Raw genomic sequence first — 18,953 nt, 5'->3', positions numbered from 1 at the left:
CAGAGGACTCAGGTGTTGAGATGTGCGGGAATTCGCAGATGTCGGCGCACCACATCGACAAAGGCGGGATCGCGCTTGGCGGCCCAGACAGCGGCCATGTGGCCGATGAACCAGAGGACAAGCCCCGCAATCCAGAGCCGAAGTCCCAGCCCTAGGGCTGCCGCGAGCGTGCCGTTGACGATCGCGACCGACCGCGGCGCGCCGCCCATCAGAATCGGCTCAGTGAGTGCGCGGTGAACGGGCACGACAAAACCTGCCACCTGATCATCCATCAGATCACCACGCCGCCGCCGAAAGAGAAGAACGACAGGAAGAAGCTCGAGGCGGCAAACGCGATCGACAGACCGAACACGATCTGGATCAGTCTGCGGAAGCCGCCCGAGGAATCCCCGAATGCGAGCGTGAGGCCGGTCACCACGATGATGATGACCGCGATGATCTTTGCGACCGGCCCCTCCACTGACTGCAGGATCTGATTGAGCGGCTGCTCCCACGGCATGTTCGAACCAGCCGCCCATGCGGGCTGAACTGCCAAGAACATCATGCCGAAGGCGGCCAACGATGCACCGCGAAGAAAGCGAAATTGCTGACGCATGTCAGTCTCCTGCTGTTGAAAGGCTGTAGTCACCGGTGGCACCCAGCCCTGAGACGGTCGCGAGTTCAGCGAGGCGGCGGTCAGCGCCGCGTCCCACCAGCACGGCGACGAGGTTGATGGTCTCGGCGATCAGGGCGCGCGGAACCGTGATGACGGCTTCCTGGATGAGCTGCTCGAGCCGGCGCAGCGCGCCGAGCGCAGTGCCAGCATGGATGGTACCGATGCCGCCGGGATGGCCGGTGCCCCAGGCCTTGAGGAGATCGAGTGCTTCGGCACCTCGCACTTCGCCTATCGGGATGCGGTCAGGACGCAGTCGAAGTGACGAGCGGACAAGATCCGACAGCGTGGCCACACCGTCCTTGGTCCGAAGCGCAACGAGATTTGGCGCCCTGCACTGCAACTCGCGGGTGTCCTCGATCAGCACGACGCGATCGGAGGTCTTCGCCACCTCGGCCAGAAGCGCATTCGTCAACGTGGTCTTGCCCGTCGATGTCCCGCCAGCGACAAGGATGTTCTTCCGTGCGGCGACCGCGTCCTGCAGGGTCCTGGCCTGCTCCGAGGTCATGATGCGCCTGGCGACGTAGTCGTCGAGCGTAAACACGGCGACGGCGGGCTTGCGGATTGCAAAGGCCGGTGCTGCAACGACCGGAGGCAAGAGACCTTCGAAGCGCTCGCCGGTCCCGGGCAGTTCGGCCGAGACACGCGGCGAGCCGGCATGCACCTCCGCACCCACGTGATGCGCAACCAGGCGAACAATGCGCTCGCCATCGGCTGCGGAGAGAGTTTTGCCTGTGTCGATCAGGCCGTTCGACAAACGGTCGATCCACAGCCGTCCATCCGGATTGAGCATCACCTCAATGATCGCTTCGTCTTCGAGGTAGCCGGCAATCGCAGAGCCAAGCGCGCTACGCAGCATTCGCGCCCCGCGCGAATTCGCTTCCGATTGAATGGAATGGATTGCCACCGCTCGCCCCACGAATGAGGACGCCCAAAGTGCGTCCTCAGATGGGCTGATTAGAAAAGGCATCGACGGACTTGGCGCAACAAGCGGGTTCGGTGATCGTAGACTGGCGTAGAAAAAGAAAGAAAGAAAACTGGTATTTGACGGCTACTCATTCGCATTGGCTCAGCACGAGCTGCTGTTCACCACTCCGCATCGTCATCAGCAGGCAGGAGGACGACCGAATTCTCATACAGGCCAACTGACTCAACAGCGTCGGAGATATTAGCAGGCATGAAGAAAGAAATTGAACTCATCCATGAGTCGACGGATCGGCGCCGAGGCAGCACGAACCAGGCCAACGCCGCGATCTGCAGTGCTACGTTGAGACCGAAAGCGACTTGATAGGCCTGGAGCGGCCGATGGCCATTATTGGCAGACCATTGCTCCAGGATCAGGCCCGTCGCGTATTGCGCCAGAAACGCCCAACCAAAGTGGAAGACGTTCAAGGCACCATTGGCACGACCAGCGAGTTCCGGAGGAAAGTAATCTGCTATTACTGCGAAGCTGACCACGGTTGCCGTTCCGGCAATTGCGACAAAGGACCAGGGCAAGATGGACGGCAGAGGCACTCGCAGGATCAAAGCAAGCTCGGCTGCGACAAACAGCACCGCAACCGTCGCTAACACCGTCTCCGTCCTGATTCCTCTTCGTTTGACGTAGTGGACGGTCATCCCGAACAACAAGGCGCCGCAGCTCAAGATGATCGACATTTTGAACAGCTGTCTTACGAGACTTGCGCGATCAAGCCCCTCCACGTCGGTCAGCCACGGTGATGCCCAGAGTCCTTGCAGAGACCAGGCTGATCCAATGCAAGTCGCCGATAACGGAGCCATTCGCCAGAACCTTCGATCGCTGAAAACAGAGCTCAGGCTGGTGGACGCTGTTGACAGCGCGATGCTTCGTTCAGGCACTACGATGTAGATGAGAATGGCCGTCGCACCGGTGGCGGCGGCCAGGATCTCAAAGAGCGTCCGCCACCCCATCCAGGCGAGCAGGTGTTCGACGGGAGCCGTAGCTGTCACCGCTCCCAGCGATCCCAGCATGACCATGCAGCCGTTCAGCAAGGCAACTCGCTCCCTGGGGAACCAGATGATGATGGACTTCAGTCCAGCAGTCAGCGCTGCAGCAACACCAAGCCCGATCATTGCACGCGCGATCAAAAGTGACAGGAAGCCGCTCGATACTGCGAACAGACCGGCGCCTACTGCTGCGAGCAGGAACAGAACACTCTGGATGCGGCGCGGACCAAAGCGGTCCAACAATATACCGACTGGGATCTGCGCCGCCGCAAAAACGAGGAAATAGACCGAGGTAAGCAACCCGAGGTCGGCGGCCCCAAGCCCAGCATCCGAGCTGAGATGACTGGCGATCAAGGCGTTGATCGTTCGAAACAGATACGAAAGATAGTAAGCAGCAGCAAACGGGAGAAATACGCGCGCGGTGAGACGCCATGCCCCTGAAACTTGCATGCTGGCCCTTCTTGCTCCTCAACTCATTGGAGCCGATAGCGCGTCCAGCTTTTTGTGGGCTTGGCCAAATTGCTGCGATCGTAGGCTGGCGTAGAAAAAGAAGGACCGGCGAAATGGTCTGCCTACATGGTTCAATCAGGTTTCTTCGACCGGTTCCTGACGGCGGATATCTTCTGGAATCTCGCGGAGAAAGCTTTGCCCCTTCTGCAAACGGCGCCCGAGCGCCTCGACAAATCCTTCAAAGCGCTCGCGACCCTTTGCCTGCGCGGCCGCCTGTGCGTCGTTGGGTAGCGGCGGCGTGATCGTCAGCCAGAAACGAATGAAGAGGGCCAAAGTCTCGGCTGTCAAACCAACGTCGCGCTCCAGTCTCTGCATCTGACGCGACAACCGATCCAGCCGACGGGTAAACGCTGCCTCCCGTCTGTCCGCGCCATCCGGTGACAGAAACGAAGCGACAGCTGCCTCCACGATTGCGGACCGGGAAAGCTTCTTGCGATCGGCGAGATCCGAGATCTGTTTCAGCAACTCCGGCGGAAAATAGACGTTCATCCGGTCGCGCATATTGCCTCAGAGCTCCATACCGTCATTCGGGTCCAAGGCGACTTGACGGGCAACACCGCGCATCTGTTGGCGTATGAGCCGGGACTGGCGGACCGCGTCCTCGTCATCGTCAAGAACGCCAGCGAATTCCTCTGCCGGGGTCGGTTCGGTCGTCTCCTTGGCGATCGCGACGTGGTCGGCAAGTTCGGGCTCACGACGGAGCCCGCTATTCGCCGTGTCTTCCTCGGCCTCCGTGGCTCCGTCAGTTGGACCTGCCGTCGGCTTCAACGGTCCGAGCGCTGACCATCCGTCCGTTCGCGGCGATCGGCCGGCGCTCGCCGGATCGGGCGGTGACAAGACCCGCTCGGTGAATCGCCGATCGTCATAGTAGCGGGCCTTCTTCGCCCGGATCGGCGCCGTCCCCGCCACCATGACGATCTCGTCCATCGGCGGAAGCTGCATGACTTCGCCGGGCGTCAGCAGCGGCCTTGCCGTCTCCTGGCGGGACACCATCAGGTGCCCGAGCCAGGGGTTCAACCTGTGACCGGCATAGTTCTTCATCGCGCGCATCTCGGTCGCCGTGCCCAGCGCGTCAGAGACCCGCTTGGCGGTCCGCTCGTCGTTGGTCGCGAAGCTGACGCGGACGTGGCAGTTATCGAGGATGGCGTTGTTGGGCCCGTAGGCCTTCTCGATCTGATTGAGCGACTGCGCGATCAAGAAGCTCTTGATGCCGTACCCCGCCATGAAGGCGAGCGCGGACTCGAAGAAATCAAGCCGCCCCAACGCCGGGAACTCGTCGAGCATCATCAGGACTCGATGCCTGCGGTCACGAGCGTGCAAATCCTCGGTGAGGCGCCGACCAATCTGATTCAGCACCAGACGGATCAGCGGCTTGGTCCGAGAAATATCCGACGGCGGCACCACGAGGTAAAGCGTCGTCGGGCGGCTATCTGCGATCAGGTCGGCGATCCGCCAGTCGCAGCGGCGGGTCACCTGGGCGACAACGGGATCGCGGTAGAGCCCGAGGAACGACATTGCAGTGGACAGGACGCCGGACCGTTCATTCTCGGATTTGTTGAGGAGTTCGCGCGCCGTCGAGGCGACAACGGGATGAGAGCCGTTCTCGCCGAGGTGCGGCGTGGTCATCATCGCCTTCAACGTCGCCTCGATCGGCCGCTTTGGGTCGGACAGGAAGGCGGCGACACCGGCCAGGGTCTTATCAGACTCGGCATAGAGGACGTGGAGAATGGCGCCGACCAGGAGCGAATGACTGGTCTTCTCCCAATGGTTTCGCTTGTCGAGCGAGCCTTCGGGGTCGACCAGAACGTCGGCGACGTTCTGGACGTCGCGAACCTCCCATTCCCCGCGCCGGACTTCGAGCAGCGGATTGTAAGCTGAGGATTTTGGGTTGGTCGGGTCGAACAACAGGACGCGACCATGCCGCGAGCGGAAGCCGGCGGTCAGCTGCCAGTTCTCACCCTTGATGTCGTGGACGATGGCCGAGCCGGGCCAAGCGAGCAACGATGGAACAACGAGGCCCACACCTTTGCCCGATCGCGTGGGTGCAAAACACAAAACATGTTCCGGTCCGTCATGACGAAGGTAGTCGCGATCGAGCTTGCCCAGCACCACACCGTCTGGACCGAGAAGCCCGGCCGCTCTCACCTCCTCCAGACCGGCCCAGCGCGCCGAACCATAGGTCTCGACATTCTTGGCTTCACGCGCCCGCCACACCGACATGCCGATCGCCACCCCGATCGAAACGAAGGTCCCCGACGCCGCAATGAAGGCCCCCTCGACAAAGATTTGAGGCGCATACGCGTCGTAGACGAACCACCACCAGAAGAAGACTGGCGGGTAATAGACTTTCCAACCCCAAAGCTCGAACCAGGGGCGGCCAAGCTCCGGCTGGTACGCGAGCCGCCAAGCCGTCCACTCGGTTGCTCCCCAGATAGCGAGCAAAACGATCAGGCCGACGGAGATCACCTGTCCCCAGAGGATTTTGGTTCCGGACATCTCAAACGCCTTTCCGCAACTGAATTGGCGAGATAGCTAGAGGCCGAGGCCGCGCTTGCGACCAAAGCCCCATTCGATGCCACCGCCGTCCTTCACGACGCCCGTGACGTGTTGGCCGAGTTTCTTTTCGAGTTCGCGGGACCAGGGCACGAGCTGGAAGCCGAGCCCATTGTCGATCAAGGCAAAGCGTCCCGAGGTAAGCGTCAGCCGCTGACGATATGTGCCCGCCACATGCTCCCCGGAGTCAGGCTTCACGTGAGGCAGGCCGGTATCGGCCGAGACTTTTGCGGCCACCTCGTCCAACTCACGTCGGCGCAACGTGTTCAGGAGGTCGCGCTGCAGGATGATGCGCTGGCCCTGCCGCCGCGCCAGGCCCTCCTGGATCAGATGCTCGGTACGGGCTTCCATGGCTTCGCGGGTCTCGCGGCCGAATCCGCCCATGGCGAGCGGCATGGGGTCGCGTTCAACCAGTCTGTGGTCGAGCCAGGTTGCCCCTCGTGCCGTGATCTGGCTGCCAAGATCGAGATCGGAGCGTGTCGCGAGAACCAAGGTCGGCCGCGGATCGCCGGCTTGACCGAAGCGTCGGACTTCGACGATTCCGCCGATCGCCGGTGCCTCGTCGAAGGCCTCGATCCCGCGGAAACGGACGTGGTGCGCCCGTCCGTCTGTTCCGTCGATCAGGGCATAGGCCTCGCCGGTCAGTTCGTCATGCAATCCTCGGTCGATCAGTCGTCCGATAATCTGGGATGTCGGTTGCCCACCTTCGATGACGAAGTCGGCAACGCCGCGCGCTTCCCCACGCTCGGTAAAAGCGCGGTGCATGGTCTTGATGATGTCGCCGCGCATACTGAGATCGCGCAAGCTACGTTCGGCCTCGAGCCCGACCATCCACTCCCCCGGCGAGGCGGTTGCAGCAAGACCCATCTTCTCGAGGTGTTGAAGGCGACCGACCATCAGGCGCCGGATCTCGGGATCGGACTTGCCGGAATTCTCTGGGCGAAGATCGATAGTGCCGGTCTCATCGGCTGCCAGCCGGATCTCCCGATCGAGCCGCGTCCATCGTTCCGCCGTGACTTCCCTCTCCAGCGAATTGCGGATCTCGTGCTCCGGCTTTGGACCCAGTTCGATGACGACCAGTTCCTCGGCGCGTGAGCGCAGGCCCCGGCTGATGTAGTCGCGGGAGATCACGAGATCCGCCCCCTCTTCATCCAATCCCCGAACGAGAAGATGGACGTGGGGATTGTCCGTGTTCCAGTGATCGACGGCCACCCAATCGAGCCGCGTGCCGAGATCGGTCTCCATCTGCCTAGCGAGGTCGCGAGTAAAGGCCTTCAGGTCGGTCATCTCCCCGGCATCCTCCGGCGAGACAATGAATCTGAAATGATGCCGGTCGTCCTTGCAGCGTAATGCAAAAGCCGCGCTATCGGCACGGTCGCTGCCGGCGTCGAACATCTCGGCCCGTTCACCACTCCGGGTCACGCCGTCGCGCTTCAGATATGAGAGGTGGGCGCTCAGTGGCGCTGAACGGAAGGCTCGTCCTTTGTGTCGGACAACACGCGCCTTCACCACAACGCGCCGCGTCGGGCTGAACAATCTGGCACGGCTAAAAGCAAGGCGCCCGCGGCCAAACGTCGAGCGCCCATAGGCCGCAGCACGCCTGCCAGCAGCGGCCTGCCCCGAGGTATGTCCTGCCTTCTTCGCGGCGCGCAGCACCTGGTTGATAAAGCTCTTCGGCTTCGGCGCGCGGGTACTGCGGATACGCCCAGGCCGAACACGCAGATCACTGTCGCCCACGCTCACTGCAGGGCCTCCCAACGATCAAAAGCGCACACGGTGCCGAAAAGACCTTTGATTGCATTCGCCAAAATGCGCTGCGCGGCACGCGCCCCGACCGACCGGCACGCCAGAACCCAAGCCATGCCAATGGCTTGCGGTTCGACCGGCGAGCCCCTTTTATCTCGCCTTCCTAATCGGGCGGGTAAAGTCAACTCATTTCTACGCTTTTCTTCGACTCTTCGCACTTCAGCCATTACCGACTCCCTGCATCAACAACGCACAAACGTCACCACAACCGCGTTTGCGATCGGCATTCACCAGGCGGGGTCCATGCGTTCCTTCGCGTTCAGCACATCGGCCGTCGCATGCTCTTCATCAGGTTGGTAAACAGGGCTGTCCAAGCAGTCCGGCGCTCTCGTCCCCGAAGGGCGGCAGCAGGCAAGAGATAGCGGACATTCCCCGTTTCGCGGCCCCGCCAGGGGACGCTCACCGCGCGCGCGGATCTCTTATTTTGCTCCTTCTCAACAAGCCGGGCGTTAAACCCAGCGCTAATCCATCGTCATTTGCACCGCAGCTACCGTGCAGGTTTCAACCGCATGCGCTGCGTGATTTTGGCGCCAAAACCGACGTGGAAATCGGTCTCGCTGACCCACATCCGGTGCAGAATGCTTGCGAGCTTGCGCGCGACCGCGGTGATCGCGCACAGCATGCTCGACCGTTTGGCGATCCGCAGGCCCCACGCCCGCAGTGCCGACCATTTCCTGACTCGTAGCATCAGGCTTGCGGCCGCCTCGCAAAGCGCCTCGCGTACGGCTATGTCGCCCTGTTTGCTGATGCGCCCCTCGTAATCGATCGACGTGCCGGACTGGTGCCGCCTCGGCGCCAAGCCAAAATGCGCACCCACCGTTCGCGATCGGGCAAAGCGATGAGGGTCGTCGACGCCGACTTTGAACGACAGGGCCGCAACGGGACCGACGCCCGGAACCGTCATCAGGCGCCGGCAGACAGCATCATGCTGGACCACCTGTAGGAGCACACGATGGAGCCGATCGTAGCCTTTGAGGATGGCACGGCGCACGTCGAGTATGGCCTCGATGGTCATTACGAAGATCGGATCGCTGCGCTCAATCAGCACGCGGACGCGGGCCTCGTAGGCGCCGCGGGCGACCGCTCCGACGAGCAAACCATAGGCCCGCAGCGCACCACGAATGTGGTTTTCGAGGTTGATCAGCTTGCGCTTGAGCAGCTTCCGACTGGTCAGCAACGTACGCATCTTCTGCATGTCGATGTTCTTGACATGGACGGCGCGGTACCAACCCAGTCGCATCATCCGCGCGATGCCGCGCGCGTCATTCCGGTCGGTCTTATTCCGCATTGTCGACAGCAAAACGCGCATGTGGCGCGCTTCGACGACAATGATCGGGAGCCCCGCTGGTTGCAGTTCGCGATACAGCCAGATGCCAAGCGATGACGCCTCGACTCCCACTCTCTCGAGGCGATCCGCGTAGCCCTCTACTGCGGAGCGGATCGCCGCTGGCTCGGTGCTGACCTTGAGCTCACGGACCGTGAGACCCTCGCCATCGACGATGCAGAGACTGGTTTCTTCAAGACCGACGTCCAACCCAACGTAAAGTTTCATCGGAGCTCTCCTGTGTGGCAACGACCGCCTAAGTCGTTGCACCAGACTCCGGATTCGACCACAGGGCGACTATCTTCGTGCACCGGTTTCTCGAAGCCCGATTTGAAGAGCCGTCCTGCCGTCGTGGTCTCCCAGTCGCCGGATCCCGAAAGAGCCGCCGCGACCTGGCAGCCGACTTGCGAAGCCTCCGCTGCTTCCGAGCGCTTGCGATAGCGATCGTTACCCGAAGGGCCGAGACACCCGAAGGGTGGCTCGGTGAGGAGCGAAGCGACGAGTAGAGCGCGGGCCGAAGGCATCGCCCATACGCCACCAGATTGCGAACCCGCACACCTGGTCATTGCGATGCTCCCGAATCCGATCGAGGCACGAACACGCCAACAGGCCGAGGGACCATGGGCGAAACATCGGGCGCCGAAATTGCGGTCGTGACACCGCTGGACGGCATGAGCGCCGGCAACCGATAGCGCGACTTCATGAGATCGGATCGTGTGACGAATAGCGTCGCAGCTGCTGATGACTGTCCGCTGGACGTCCATCTCGGCGGCAGTTCGGTGGCAAGCAGGTTTGCAAACTTTGCTACGTATGCTCGCGTCTCTTCTGGCAAGGAGCTACCAGCGAGATGCTCTTCATACCGAGCTGGTCCCGCGTTGTACGCGGCAAACACGCCAGGCGAACCATACCGATCGAGCAATTCGCGCAAGTACGCCGTGCCGGCCAGAATGTTGTCATGCGGGTCGTAGGGGTCGTTCCCGAGTTTGTAGCGCTCGCGAAGTTCCGCCCAGGTCGCCGGCATGATTTGCATCAAGCCCATTGCGCCTCTAGGCGACTTGGCGTGGACGTCGCCGGCACTTTCGATGTTGATGACCGAACCGATCCAGTCCATCGGAATTGCAAAACGCTGGGAGGCTTCGTCGACGAAAGCTGCAAACGGGTTGCCTGCCTGAGCGGCCGCTTGAGCTAATGCCGGTCTATTTTCGGCTAGAGCAGCACCGTCCGAAGTAGCGAAAATAAGCAGCAGCGACACGACAGCCCAAACACGCCCGCCCGACCGAGCCGAGCATGCCGTCGTGCTCGCGCCCGTCCAGGGTAAAGCCGCTTCGCGCCGGCCATGCGGCCGCCCTGGACTGCCGCGGCGCGCGTCGGGCCTGCAAGCATTGGTCGGGACGGAGGAATAGTCCCGCGATCGATCGAACAGAGGAATGGCGGGGTAAGAGCGTGGAATACGCACGATCATTCCTCCCACGTCCACACGGGCAGAGCTCGGCCGATCACCGCCGATGCCGGCAAGAATCCAAAATATCGGCCATCCAGGGAGTCGTCGGACTGCCAGTTCATTAGAAACAGCTCGCCGTCGCCGACGACGCGGCAGCCCTGCCATTTCGGCAATGGCCGTCCGCGTCCGTCGCGATCCCTCGCTTCGCCCACCGCGACGTCGTCGACCGAAATCGTGAGGTCCGTTCTGCAAACGGTCTGCCCGGGAAGAGCAAGCACGCGCTTCAGCATGGGGACGCCAATGGGCAGATAGCCGTTAAGGTCGAGGAAGGTCGCGAGCGGTTCCGGCGGTTGCACAGCGACCAACTCAGTGACTTGGAATTGGTCCGCCGGTCGGAGGCGGTAGAGACCGATCGGCACGCTCGCGGATGCATTCCAGATGTAAAGCGGAAGCGGCTCCAGGACGGTCGTCGCGATGAGCGCAGCAGCGACCCCAATCGTCACGGCCAGCATCATGAGGCGGCGCGTCATCGCATCACCTTTTGGCGATGAAGCCAGGCCTGATGGCGCGCTTTCGTATACGGGCGTGGCTTCTCGTTGACGGACAGGCGGTTATGAACGTGATGCCAATGATCAGGCGCGACATCAGCTGGATCGATGCCGAGCGCCTCAATGGCATCGATCATCTGCAACACCCGTTCGACCTTCGGCCACCCGGACAGCCGCAACAGAATCTCACCGCCGGGTGTCACATAAGGAACGGTCGAGCAGCGCTGTCCCGGTGCGACTGCGCGCAAGATGTCGATCCGCGAAATGATTGTCCCAAAGTCGTTGGAGGTCCAACGGACGAAGGCAAAGATGCTGCCGGGAGCAAAAGACAGGACACGCCGATGGCGATCGATCTTCCGTTCCTCGACAACGCGACCGAAACGAACGCGGTTTTCGATGCGCTTCTCGAGCCACAACACTTCCACTTCGGTGAGATCGCTCATGCGGCGACTCCCTGACGCTGGAGCTGGCAGCCGGGAGCTTGGGGCTCAGTGGAGAGTGTGTACGGCCTGCAAAGGCAGGCTGGACTGTCGAACTGCCGTTGCCGAGCGTCATAAACGCGGCTTTCGGCCTGCTCCGTTAGAAGAAATCCGAAGGATTTCTGGTTAGTAAAGTTAGAGCGGCCGGAAAGCGCGAAGAAACAAGCTCTTAAGCTCGATTCCGGTCCCCGATAGCACGAGGATCGGGTCCCCGATAGCACGAGGGTTGCGGCCCCCGATAGCACGAGCTGATTCACAGGTTGTCCTTTCGAATTTGGATGAGACCGCGCCGGCGCAAGCGTGCCGTTAAGGGAGCAACAGGCGTTGGCGTGAAGTTCAGCCGGTCGATGCCGTTCGGATCGCGCGTGAGCACGAGTTGATAGCCGGGCAATGTCTGGCGCTGGACGATCTGACGTACGTCGTAAGCAAAGTGCTTGAGCGGCGAGAGGATGCCTGACTTGGCATGGAGGTGCACAAGGTCAAAGCTCCAGCCGCCATCCTGCCGACCGCCGTGCTTGCGCACGAGGCGGTAAAGCCAGCGCTCAAGTCCGCCTGTGAGCTCGAAATAGGCGCGGTCGATCGTCAGCACGAGCGCGTCGTCGATGACGCCCGCGTAGAACCAATCCGGCAGGATCAGCTCTAGTCCGAACGGACGTCCGTTTGCATCGGATGTCTCCTTCCACTCGTTGATCCAGGAGAAGCGGTGCCGTCGCCGTTCTGCCGGCTGGCGGATCGATGTCAGCACCGTTGTTGACTGAAGTCTGTCGAGACCCGCCTTCAGCCGGTCGTAGTCACGCGCGCTGGTGCCGCGGCCGACGAACGTCAGAATTTCGTAAGGGGTTGCAGCCATCAGGCGCGAGGTCTTCAAGCCGGCATCGCGGGCTTCGACGATCTGGGACGCGGCCCAGATCAGAACGTCTGCATCCCAAATGGTCGCCATGCCGTGTTCCGGTACAGCTTCGACCCGAATTGCAACCGCGCCGGCACGAAAATCGATCGGCACAGTTCGCTTTCTTTTTGCGAGCGAGAAGAACGGATAAGCCATCAGGTCCTGCGCATCGCGCGGCGCGAGATCGCCGGGTAGCGCTCGAAAGAGCTCAAGCTGGTCGCGCTCGGAATGGTGTTTGCGCCGCATAGTCACTGCTCTCGCGCTGACATCAGCGACGTTCCTGGCCTGCATAGGGACGCAGGGTCGGATGCTTCTTGGCCGGCAGCACGGTCCCCTTGCCGGGATCGGATGTCGACGTCTTGGCGCCGCGGTCGGCCCACGCTTTCAGGTCATCGACCGCGTAGACGACTCGTCCGCCGATCTTCCGATACGTCGGTCCGGTGCCGTACGTGCGGTGCTTCTCGAGCGTGCGGCCGGACAGGCCGAGATAGCGCGCGGCCTCAGGTGTACGCAGGAAGCGCGGGGGTAGACCGGCCATCGGATCGGGCATTTGAGGACTCCAGGAGAACATCGCACCACGCATGGCTAGGCCGGCGTGTGTGCGGTCATCATGGAGGAGCAGGATCTCGGAGGGGGATGCCGAATGTTGGGGGTACGATTTTCGGCACCCCTCCGGGGCGGCGCTACTCGTCCTTGCGCCCGGGCCGCAGAAGTTTGCGGTAACCACCGCGCATCAACGCGAGGCCGCCTTGCACCAGGCGGATCGTTCGATTACGCAGATCATGGGTTTTCCAGGCGCGATCGGGGATGCGCTTTTTGCCGAACAGCGCTTCGGCGATAACGCGATAGCTTGCGCCCGCGCCGTGCGCGTCGAGCGCACGGATCGCAGCCCTCAAGCGGTCGCGCCGCTGTTTCGACAGTTGATGAAAGGCAGGACCTGGCGCGCGTCCATTGATCGAGCGCCACAGCCGCCGGGCTGCATACGCACGCTCCTCGAAATCGCCATCGAACGGCAGTTCGGCCGCATATGATGCGCCGAGCACCGGCGGCTCGTTGGACCAGACACGATGATCTATCGCACCGATGCGCAGAACGGCATGCCAGCCGTCGACAGCGCGGCGCATCTGGCCAACTGTAAGGTCAAGCAGTGGCTGAGACGCCGATACGAGGTCGGTCGTCGAGGCAACCGTCACCGGAATGACCGTCGCTAGAACCTCCGGCGCCCAAAAGATCGTCTGCTCGTCGAATGACCTCTGCGGGTCATGGGCGAAAGCAGATACCCCATTTCCTCCTGAATTCGTCAGTCACTTCGCCGTTCGGACTGTTGGCAATCATCGCCTCATACTCGCGCCGATAGTCGGCGTTGCGGCGGAGACATTCCCAGGCGATGTCGGTGACTTCCGCGTCTTGTAGGCTCTTATAGGAATCCGGCGACCGCCAGTCGAATTCAGGCATTGCTTCCGCCCCATTGCATACAGCTAACAACGATTGCGCCGCAATAGGTATGAACGAAGCGGTTGTAGGAAGACCCTAGTTTGGCACCACGTGGTGCACCGGAATGACCGCCGATCAGCAGAAGAAGATAGTTCTGTCTGCGAGCCGCCTCTCGACGAGTTTCTTCTATTTAGAGCCAGTGCCACGTAATAGACGGCCCTGCTCGGTCAACCATTTAGCCCGCGCAAAGTGACTCTGATATGCGCTCCGCGCACGGTCCGGCTCTCGCTCGGGGTCCAAATGCAAGACTACGCGAGCCACTTCGTGCCAGTCCGCCCCCTCACCTTCGGCCTGCAGAAGGCGCATGTACGTGACGACATGCTCTTCGTCGTAGGCCGTCAGCGCCGGCTCGTTCGGCGCGACATCCGCGACGTCAGGATCTAATGGCGGCCCATTCATATCTATGCGTGTTATTCGATGGAAACCCAGGATCAAAGTATCTGAATAGATCGGTTATAGCCAGTGGTTTGATGGTCTACACGATGGCTGCTTTTGCGCATGAAAGCTCGTGCGCTTGTGGCTTGGAACGTCCGCCGAATCCGCGTCGCTCGCGGTATTCCGCAAGAGCAATTGGCATATGATGCTGGGATTGATCGTTCATATATGAGCGGCTTGGAGCGACAAACCGAGAATCCAACCATTGATCTGCTCGAGCGACTGGCCGAAACGCTAGGTGTTCGGCTCTCAGAATTCTTTCTTGAACCGCCCAAGGGAGCCGCCACGCCAAAGCCATTAGCCAAGGGCCGCAAACGGATTCGTCCCAGCCCAAAGAGCAAGTAGTCGCTGCACGGCTGTGTACTCATTAGGTGGCTGGCCGCCTGATGTCTGCTCAATCCCTAAGAGCGGCGGGAAAGCGGACGTCTCCCGAAGTCGCTGAAGGGCCAAAAGGCGACCAGCGGCATTCCCATTCTTTCGTCTGCTTTTCAACGAGGAGCGGACCTCAATATTACATGGATCGCACAGCCACCCGTTAAGCGGTAAGCTCATCATGAGACTGATAAGTTGGAAGGCTTACCAGTTGACCGAATGACTCCATCTGCGACAAAACTGGATTAATATGGACTGTGAAACGTCAGGAACTGCTATTCCCTAAGCGCAATCAGCTCGTTTGCAGGCACCTGCGCACCTCATCAAACCCGGCATGCGTCAGCCACATCGTTCGACCGTCGACGGGCTGCGGCCAGGATGAGAATTTGGCCATGACGATCTTGTTCTTGCGATCAACAAATAGATTTTGGCCGTGGATGCCCATCGCGAACAATATCTCCGGATCGGTGTCGACCGTATACCATCCGCTGCGATAGCTCATGCTTCGGCTGATGGGAGCGAACGATTCACCCCACTGACCGGAGCTCCACGCCTTGCGATCACCGCCGGCCGCAAGACCTTGCACAATGTGGTTCGGGAAGATCTGCGTGCTGCCGGAGGAACCGTCGAGGCAAACCACCTGCCCTAGGCGCGCCAGGTCGCGGGCCGTTGCACAGACGCCACCTGCGCTGCGGACAAAGCCGTCCCAATCCAGGGTGAACTCGGCATCATCGCTGGCTATCAGAGTCCATAATTTCTCGGACAGCAGGTCTTGCACCTTCGCGGAGGTTGCTCTCTCGATGACCCATCCGAGCAGATCGGTGTTTGCGGAATGATAGGTAAAGCCGCCCCCGCATGCCCAAGCCGGGCCACTGAGCCGGGAGAGAAAGCTCCGAATATCTGTCTTGATGTCTGTCTTGGGATCGCTGGGCGGCTCCCATCCGACCGATTGGGCATATATCCTCTCCTGCGCCGCGTCGAAAAGGACGGCGACGCGCATGTCGAGCAAGTCCCTCGCGCACGCGGCTGCGTAGGGCGAGTTGGCGACCTCAGGCACATAGGCAGTGATGGGCCTATCGAGCTTGATCGCTCCGTCCGCGGCCAGGATCTCCGTCAACAGCCCGATGACGGCCTTAGTCGCGGACATCGCGATGTGGCGCGAGTTGGGCTCCATGCCGTTGCGATAGGCCTCGTAAACAAGCCGCCCGTCGTGCAGCACGATCATGGCGTCGGTCGACGTCGCCGCCAGAAACGGCTCCAGGCCCATGGACGAGCCATTGGGTAACCGCAGCGAGAACGCCGCGATGGACTCGGAGGAGCTGGGAAACGAGGCTCCTTTGCTCCCGGACCGGACGCGTGCTGTTGCGATTTCGGACGGGAGATGATGGAACGCGCGATGATTTTGAGGCGATTGCCTCCAGTTCGACAGGTTCACTTCAGGCTGAGGGGCATCGGCTTCCATCGCGATCGTTCTCCAGTTCGGCGGGCTAGCGGGCACGTGACGCATCACCGTCGCGTCAGCTCGGGTGGACAAAGGAAGAAGGCAACTTCCAGCAGCCGCAGCCAACAACTCACGCCGGTTCATGGGTGCACCTGACTCGCCAGCGCCAAATCGGGCTCGTCTTCGGTGGCTTGTGCGACGAAACGTCGACCGCCCCAGAGCGACAATGCGCTGATGCAGCCGATTCCCATTAAATACAGTGCGATCGGCCACGTTGCGCCGGCCCATGCGAACAGGGCAGCGCTGATTGCCGGGCTGAACCCTCCGATCAATCCGGAAGCGAAATTATAGCTGATCGATATTCCACTATATCTCACCCGCGGCTTGAACAATTCCGAGACGTAGGCCGGCAGCACGGCATAAAGCGCACTCGTCCCGAATAAGGCAATGCAAACTGCCGCCGTAACGCCCTCGAAAGTGCCGAGCCGGACCAAGGCAAAGAACGGAAAAGCGCCGCCGACAGTCATCAGGGCGCCGAAAAGAGCGATCGGCTTGCGTCCGAAGCGATCCGACAGCAGGGCAAAAATCGGAATGATGACCAGCGTAAAGGCCGATCCGACCAGCACTGCATTGAGCACCGTCTGCCTGGGAATTCCGACCGATTGCACCGCATAGGATACGACGAACAGCGTCTGCACGTAGAATGCCACGACAGTGCTCAGGACAACCCCGGTACCGATCAGGATGGCCCGCCAATTTTGGCGGAAAACCTCGGTGACCGGCTGTTTCGCGAGCTCGTTGTTTTTGGCAAGAGCGGCGAATTCGGGCGACTCGACCAATCCGATTCGCATGATCATGCCGACGATCACGAGAAGCGCGCTGGCGAGAAACGGGATCCGCCAACCCCAGCTCAGGAAGCTTTCCTGAGGAAGTGTCGACAGGAGCGAAAAGGTCCCGGTGGACAGGAACAAGGCGATGGGCGAGCCCATCTGCGTGAACGAGCCGTAGAAACCTTTTCGGGCAGCAGGTGCATGCTCCACGGACATCAGCACCGCGCCACCCCACTCCCCGCCAAAGGCAAATCCCTGAACGGTACGAAGGATCACCAGCATGATGGGGGCCATAATTCCGACCTGGCCGTAGGTCGGCAGCAATCCGATCAAGAAGGTCGAGACGCCCATCGTCATCAGCGTGAAGACGAGCATCGACTTCCGCCCGATGCGATCGCCGAAATGGCCGCAGACCATTCCGCCCAAGGGGCGCATGATGGCGCCGATGGCGAAGGTCGCGAACGACAGCAGCGTACCCACCACCGGATCGTAAGTCGGAAAGAACAGCGTGTTGAATGCGATCGCCGCCGCAGTCGCATAGATGTAAAAATCGTAGAGCTCGATGCATGTCCCGATCAGGCTGGCAAAGGCGGACCGCCGCGCGATGTTGGTTGACGCCATGGTGAAAACCCCCTCTTCCAAAATGCCTCGAACTGTTTGCCCGGAGCGCTTAGCGACGGGCCTCGAAGGCCGCGGCTGCGCGATAAATCGATGCTTCTGCAAAGTGCTTTCCGACCAGCATCATGCCGATCGGCAAGCCATCGCTTTCGCCGCACGGAATCGACATGGCGGGATGGCCGGAGCAATTGAATTGCATGGTGTTGGCGAGCGGCACCCCCGACAGGCGGATCAATTCCGAAAGAGGCGCATCAGCCGCAGGCATCGGGCCAGCCTTCATCGGTGTCGTCGGCATCAACAGGATGTCGTAGATCGAGAGCACCTCGTCATAGGCTGCACGCAAGCTACGATTCAGATTTTGCGCTCGCGCGTAGTAGAGTCCGCCGTAGCGTTTCGAAAGATAATGCCCCGTCAGCATCGACAACTTCAGCGACGGCGGCAGCTCGTCGGCGCGTTCGCGCCAATGCGAGTGGGCCTGGAGCAGGCTCGTCACGTACAGCCCGCGCCAGCCGGTGCCGAACGCGTTTCCCTTCATCAGGGTATTCGTGCCGCCCTCGCCGGCGATCGCCCGCCAGATCGTCCGACCGGCCCCATGCATCGGGATCGAGATCTCCTCGACGATCGCGCCGAGCCGCCGGAAAGTGTCGCTCGCGACAAGGACGGTGCCATCGACGTCGCCTTCCGAGACAGGCAGGCCGAACCCCTCCCGAACGAGAGCAATCTTCATTCCGGCAACGCCGGCAGACAGGGCGCCAAGGTAGTCGCCCGGCTCGCCCGCACCTTGTCTCGGATCGAGACCGTCCGGACCTGCAAGCGTCTGCAGCAGCAGCGCATTGTCGGCAACGGTCCGCGTCATCGGGCCGGCGTGATCGAGCGTCGGCTCGATCGGCATGATGCCCGTATAGGGCACCAATCCGTGCGTCGGCTTCATGCCGACGATGCCGCAGAACGATGCGGGTGCGCGGATCGAGCCACCCTGGTCGCAGCCGATTGCGAGGTCGGCTTCGCCTGCAGCTACCGCGGCAGCGCATCCCGATGACGAGCCTCCGGCGCTATAGCCGCGCCGGTGCGGGTTATGGGTCGGACCGGTCGCATTGGTGTGACTGCCTGCCGAAAAACAGAAGAATTCACAATTGGCCTTTCCGAGAATGGTGCCGCCAGCGTCGAGGACACGGGTCACCACCGTGGCGTCGCAATCGGGCACATAGCCTTCGAGGGTCGACGAGCCATTCATCATGGGAACGCCGGCCAGGCAGATATTGTCCTTCAACGCAACGGTACGGCCAGAGAGCGGCCCTTCGGCTGCGCCCCTTATCTCCGATTTGACGTACCAGGCATGGTGCGGGTCTTCGCCGTGATCTGGTCTGTAGCCTGCCGATCGGGGGTATCGCGAGGGCTGCACGATGTCCGTGGCTTCGTCATCGAACAACTTCATGAGTTCGAGATTGCCGGAGAGCATGCTGTGAAACGTGTCGCGCTCCGCCGCGGGCAGCGAGAAGCCGAGTTCGGTTGCCAGGCGCTCGAATTCCTCGTGGCTGGGAGCTTTCAGGCTCATGTCGGTCATGTTCCGGATCAGAAGGGGATTGGATCAATTTC

At 61.3% G+C, this 18,953-nt stretch carries 20 protein-coding genes; 1 reads left to right on the top strand and 19 read right to left on the bottom strand.

Going from position 1 to position 18,953, the window contains the following annotated elements; all coding sequences use genetic code 11:
• Positions 1-8 precede the first annotated feature (8 nt).
• From HYH08_RS11995 to HYH08_RS37405, 16 genes are all read right to left on the bottom strand, one after another.
• Positions 9-272, bottom strand: a complete 264-nt coding sequence (locus HYH08_RS11995; RefSeq protein ID WP_129145598.1) for a VirB3 family type IV secretion system protein — start codon at positions 270-272, stop codon at positions 9-11.
• Positions 272-595: a TrbC/VirB2 family type IV secretion system protein gene (locus HYH08_RS11990; protein WP_220009985.1), complete on the bottom strand. Its 324-nt coding sequence runs from the start codon at positions 593-595 to the stop codon at positions 272-274. Before HYH08_RS11990 ends, HYH08_RS11995 begins: the two co-directional genes overlap by 1 nt.
• 1 nt (position 596) lies before the next feature.
• Positions 597-1,511, bottom strand: coding sequence for a P-type conjugative transfer ATPase TrbB (gene trbB, locus HYH08_RS11985; RefSeq protein WP_220009984.1), 915 nt, complete (start codon positions 1,509-1,511; stop codon positions 597-599).
• Positions 1,512-1,738: 227 nt separating this feature from the next.
• The gene (locus HYH08_RS11980) at positions 1,739-3,067 is read right to left on the bottom strand and encodes an MFS transporter (RefSeq protein WP_220009983.1); all 1,329 of its coding nucleotides are present in this window, start codon (positions 3,065-3,067) and stop codon (positions 1,739-1,741) included.
• Between the two features lie 135 nt (positions 3,068-3,202).
• Entirely contained in the window at positions 3,203-3,628 is a 426-nt protein-coding gene (locus tag HYH08_RS11975; RefSeq protein ID WP_220009982.1) for a CopG family transcriptional regulator, read from the bottom strand.
• 6 nt (positions 3,629-3,634) lie between these two features.
• Entirely contained in the window at positions 3,635-5,623 is a 1,989-nt protein-coding gene (locus tag HYH08_RS11970) for a conjugal transfer protein TraG (protein ID WP_220009981.1), read from the bottom strand.
• 36 nt (positions 5,624-5,659) lie between these two features.
• Positions 5,660-7,423 carry a relaxase/mobilization nuclease domain-containing protein gene (locus HYH08_RS11965; RefSeq protein ID WP_220009980.1) on the bottom strand — a complete coding sequence of 588 codons (1,764 nt, stop codon included), beginning with the start codon at positions 7,421-7,423 and terminating at the stop codon, positions 5,660-5,662.
• A gap of 550 nt (positions 7,424-7,973) precedes the next feature.
• On the bottom strand, positions 7,974-9,038 hold the full coding sequence (locus tag HYH08_RS11960) for an IS110 family RNA-guided transposase (RefSeq protein WP_220009979.1): 1,065 nt from the start codon (positions 9,036-9,038) through the stop codon (positions 7,974-7,976).
• 334 nt (positions 9,039-9,372) lie between these two features.
• Positions 9,373-10,062 carry a lytic transglycosylase domain-containing protein gene (locus HYH08_RS11955; RefSeq protein ID WP_349631418.1) on the bottom strand — a complete coding sequence of 230 codons (690 nt, stop codon included), beginning with the start codon at positions 10,060-10,062 and terminating at the stop codon, positions 9,373-9,375.
• A 206-nt stretch (positions 10,063-10,268) separates the two neighbouring features.
• Positions 10,269-10,781 carry a S26 family signal peptidase gene (locus HYH08_RS11950; protein WP_220009978.1) on the bottom strand — a complete coding sequence of 171 codons (513 nt, stop codon included), beginning with the start codon at positions 10,779-10,781 and terminating at the stop codon, positions 10,269-10,271.
• On the bottom strand, positions 10,778-11,242 hold the full coding sequence (locus HYH08_RS11945) for a DUF2840 domain-containing protein (protein ID WP_220009977.1): 465 nt from the start codon (positions 11,240-11,242) through the stop codon (positions 10,778-10,780). Before HYH08_RS11945 ends, HYH08_RS11950 begins: the two co-directional genes overlap by 4 nt.
• Positions 11,243-11,531: 289 nt before the next feature.
• A complete protein-coding gene (locus HYH08_RS11940; RefSeq protein WP_220009976.1) occupies positions 11,532-12,413 on the bottom strand; it encodes a replication initiator protein A in 882 nt (293 codons plus the stop codon).
• A 22-nt stretch (positions 12,414-12,435) separates the two neighbouring features.
• The gene (locus tag HYH08_RS11935) at positions 12,436-12,717 is read right to left on the bottom strand and encodes a helix-turn-helix transcriptional regulator (RefSeq protein ID WP_027531635.1); all 282 of its coding nucleotides are present in this window, start codon (positions 12,715-12,717) and stop codon (positions 12,436-12,438) included.
• 133 nt (positions 12,718-12,850) lie between these two features.
• Positions 12,851-13,291, bottom strand: coding sequence for a DUF2285 domain-containing protein (locus HYH08_RS11930; protein WP_220009975.1), 441 nt, complete (start codon positions 13,289-13,291; stop codon positions 12,851-12,853).
• Positions 13,292-13,427: 136 nt separating this feature from the next.
• Entirely contained in the window at positions 13,428-13,622 is a 195-nt protein-coding gene (locus tag HYH08_RS11925; RefSeq protein WP_220009974.1) for a transcriptional regulator domain-containing protein, read from the bottom strand.
• Positions 13,623-13,787: 165 nt separating this feature from the next.
• Positions 13,788-14,060 carry a DUF2285 domain-containing protein gene (locus tag HYH08_RS37405; protein WP_228747760.1) on the bottom strand — a complete coding sequence of 91 codons (273 nt, stop codon included), beginning with the start codon at positions 14,058-14,060 and terminating at the stop codon, positions 13,788-13,790.
• 99 nt (positions 14,061-14,159) lie between these two features.
• Here HYH08_RS37405 and HYH08_RS11920 point away from each other — a divergent pair, with 99 nt between their 5' ends.
• The gene (locus HYH08_RS11920; RefSeq protein ID WP_220009973.1) at positions 14,160-14,441 is read left to right on the top strand and encodes a helix-turn-helix domain-containing protein; all 282 of its coding nucleotides are present in this window, start codon (positions 14,160-14,162) and stop codon (positions 14,439-14,441) included.
• A 319-nt stretch (positions 14,442-14,760) separates the two neighbouring features.
• On the opposite strand, the gene HYH08_RS11915 is transcribed toward HYH08_RS11920, so the two are convergent.
• The 3 genes from HYH08_RS11915 to HYH08_RS11905 form a co-directional block, all read right to left on the bottom strand.
• Entirely contained in the window at positions 14,761-15,930 is a 1,170-nt protein-coding gene (locus HYH08_RS11915; RefSeq protein WP_228747759.1) for a serine hydrolase domain-containing protein, read from the bottom strand.
• A gap of 119 nt (positions 15,931-16,049) precedes the next feature.
• Positions 16,050-17,462 (bottom strand): MFS transporter, encoded by a 1,413-nt coding sequence (locus tag HYH08_RS11910; RefSeq protein ID WP_220009972.1) that lies wholly within the window; start codon positions 17,460-17,462, stop codon positions 16,050-16,052.
• Complete coding sequence (locus HYH08_RS11905) at positions 17,410-18,912, bottom strand: amidase (RefSeq protein ID WP_220010136.1); 1,503 nt, start codon at positions 18,910-18,912, stop codon at positions 17,410-17,412. Before HYH08_RS11905 ends, HYH08_RS11910 begins: the two co-directional genes overlap by 53 nt.
• Positions 18,913-18,953 lie beyond the last annotated feature (41 nt).

Origin of the sequence: Bradyrhizobium sp. BR 10289, from assembly GCF_019455385.1 — a bacterium.
In the GTDB taxonomy this organism is placed as follows: domain Bacteria; phylum Pseudomonadota; class Alphaproteobacteria; order Rhizobiales; family Xanthobacteraceae; genus Bradyrhizobium.
Note: the sequence above shows the minus strand (reverse complement) of the source record. Positions and strands in the feature narration are given on the sequence as shown.

What these genes read in the sequence shown, in the direction of transcription:
- HYH08_RS11995 (WP_129145598.1), bottom strand. Translation starts at nt 272, where the DNA reads ATGGATGATCAGGTGGCAGGTTTTGTCGTGCCCGTTCACCGCGCACTC.
- HYH08_RS11990 (WP_220009985.1), bottom strand. Translation starts at nt 595, where the DNA reads ATGCGTCAGCAATTTCGCTTTCTTCGCGGTGCATCGTTGGCCGCCTTC.
- trbB (WP_220009984.1), bottom strand. Translation starts at nt 1,511, where the DNA reads ATGCTGCGTAGCGCGCTTGGCTCTGCGATTGCCGGCTACCTCGAAGAC.
- HYH08_RS11980 (WP_220009983.1), bottom strand. Translation starts at nt 3,067, where the DNA reads ATGCAAGTTTCAGGGGCATGGCGTCTCACCGCGCGCGTATTTCTCCCG.
- HYH08_RS11975 (WP_220009982.1), bottom strand. Translation starts at nt 3,628, where the DNA reads ATGCGCGACCGGATGAACGTCTATTTTCCGCCGGAGTTGCTGAAACAG.
- HYH08_RS11970 (WP_220009981.1), bottom strand. Translation starts at nt 5,623, where the DNA reads ATGTCCGGAACCAAAATCCTCTGGGGACAGGTGATCTCCGTCGGCCTG.
- HYH08_RS11960 (WP_220009979.1), bottom strand. Translation starts at nt 9,038, where the DNA reads ATGAAACTTTACGTTGGGTTGGACGTCGGTCTTGAAGAAACCAGTCTC.
- HYH08_RS11950 (WP_220009978.1), bottom strand. Translation starts at nt 10,781, where the DNA reads ATGACGCGCCGCCTCATGATGCTGGCCGTGACGATTGGGGTCGCTGCT.
- HYH08_RS11945 (WP_220009977.1), bottom strand. Translation starts at nt 11,242, where the DNA reads ATGAGCGATCTCACCGAAGTGGAAGTGTTGTGGCTCGAGAAGCGCATC.
- HYH08_RS11940 (WP_220009976.1), bottom strand. Translation starts at nt 12,413, where the DNA reads ATGCGGCGCAAACACCATTCCGAGCGCGACCAGCTTGAGCTCTTTCGA.
- HYH08_RS11935 (WP_027531635.1), bottom strand. Translation starts at nt 12,717, where the DNA reads ATGCCCGATCCGATGGCCGGTCTACCCCCGCGCTTCCTGCGTACACCT.
- HYH08_RS11930 (WP_220009975.1), bottom strand. Translation starts at nt 13,291, where the DNA reads ATGCGCCGCGCTGTCGACGGCTGGCATGCCGTTCTGCGCATCGGTGCG.
- HYH08_RS11925 (WP_220009974.1), bottom strand. Translation starts at nt 13,622, where the DNA reads ATGCCTGAATTCGACTGGCGGTCGCCGGATTCCTATAAGAGCCTACAA.
- HYH08_RS37405 (WP_228747760.1), bottom strand. Translation starts at nt 14,060, where the DNA reads ATGAATGGGCCGCCATTAGATCCTGACGTCGCGGATGTCGCGCCGAAC.
- HYH08_RS11920 (WP_220009973.1), top strand. Translation starts at nt 14,160, where the DNA reads ATGAAAGCTCGTGCGCTTGTGGCTTGGAACGTCCGCCGAATCCGCGTC.
- HYH08_RS11915 (WP_228747759.1), bottom strand. Translation starts at nt 15,930, where the DNA reads ATGGAAGCCGATGCCCCTCAGCCTGAAGTGAACCTGTCGAACTGGAGG.
- HYH08_RS11905 (WP_220010136.1), bottom strand. Translation starts at nt 18,912, where the DNA reads ATGAGCCTGAAAGCTCCCAGCCACGAGGAATTCGAGCGCCTGGCAACC.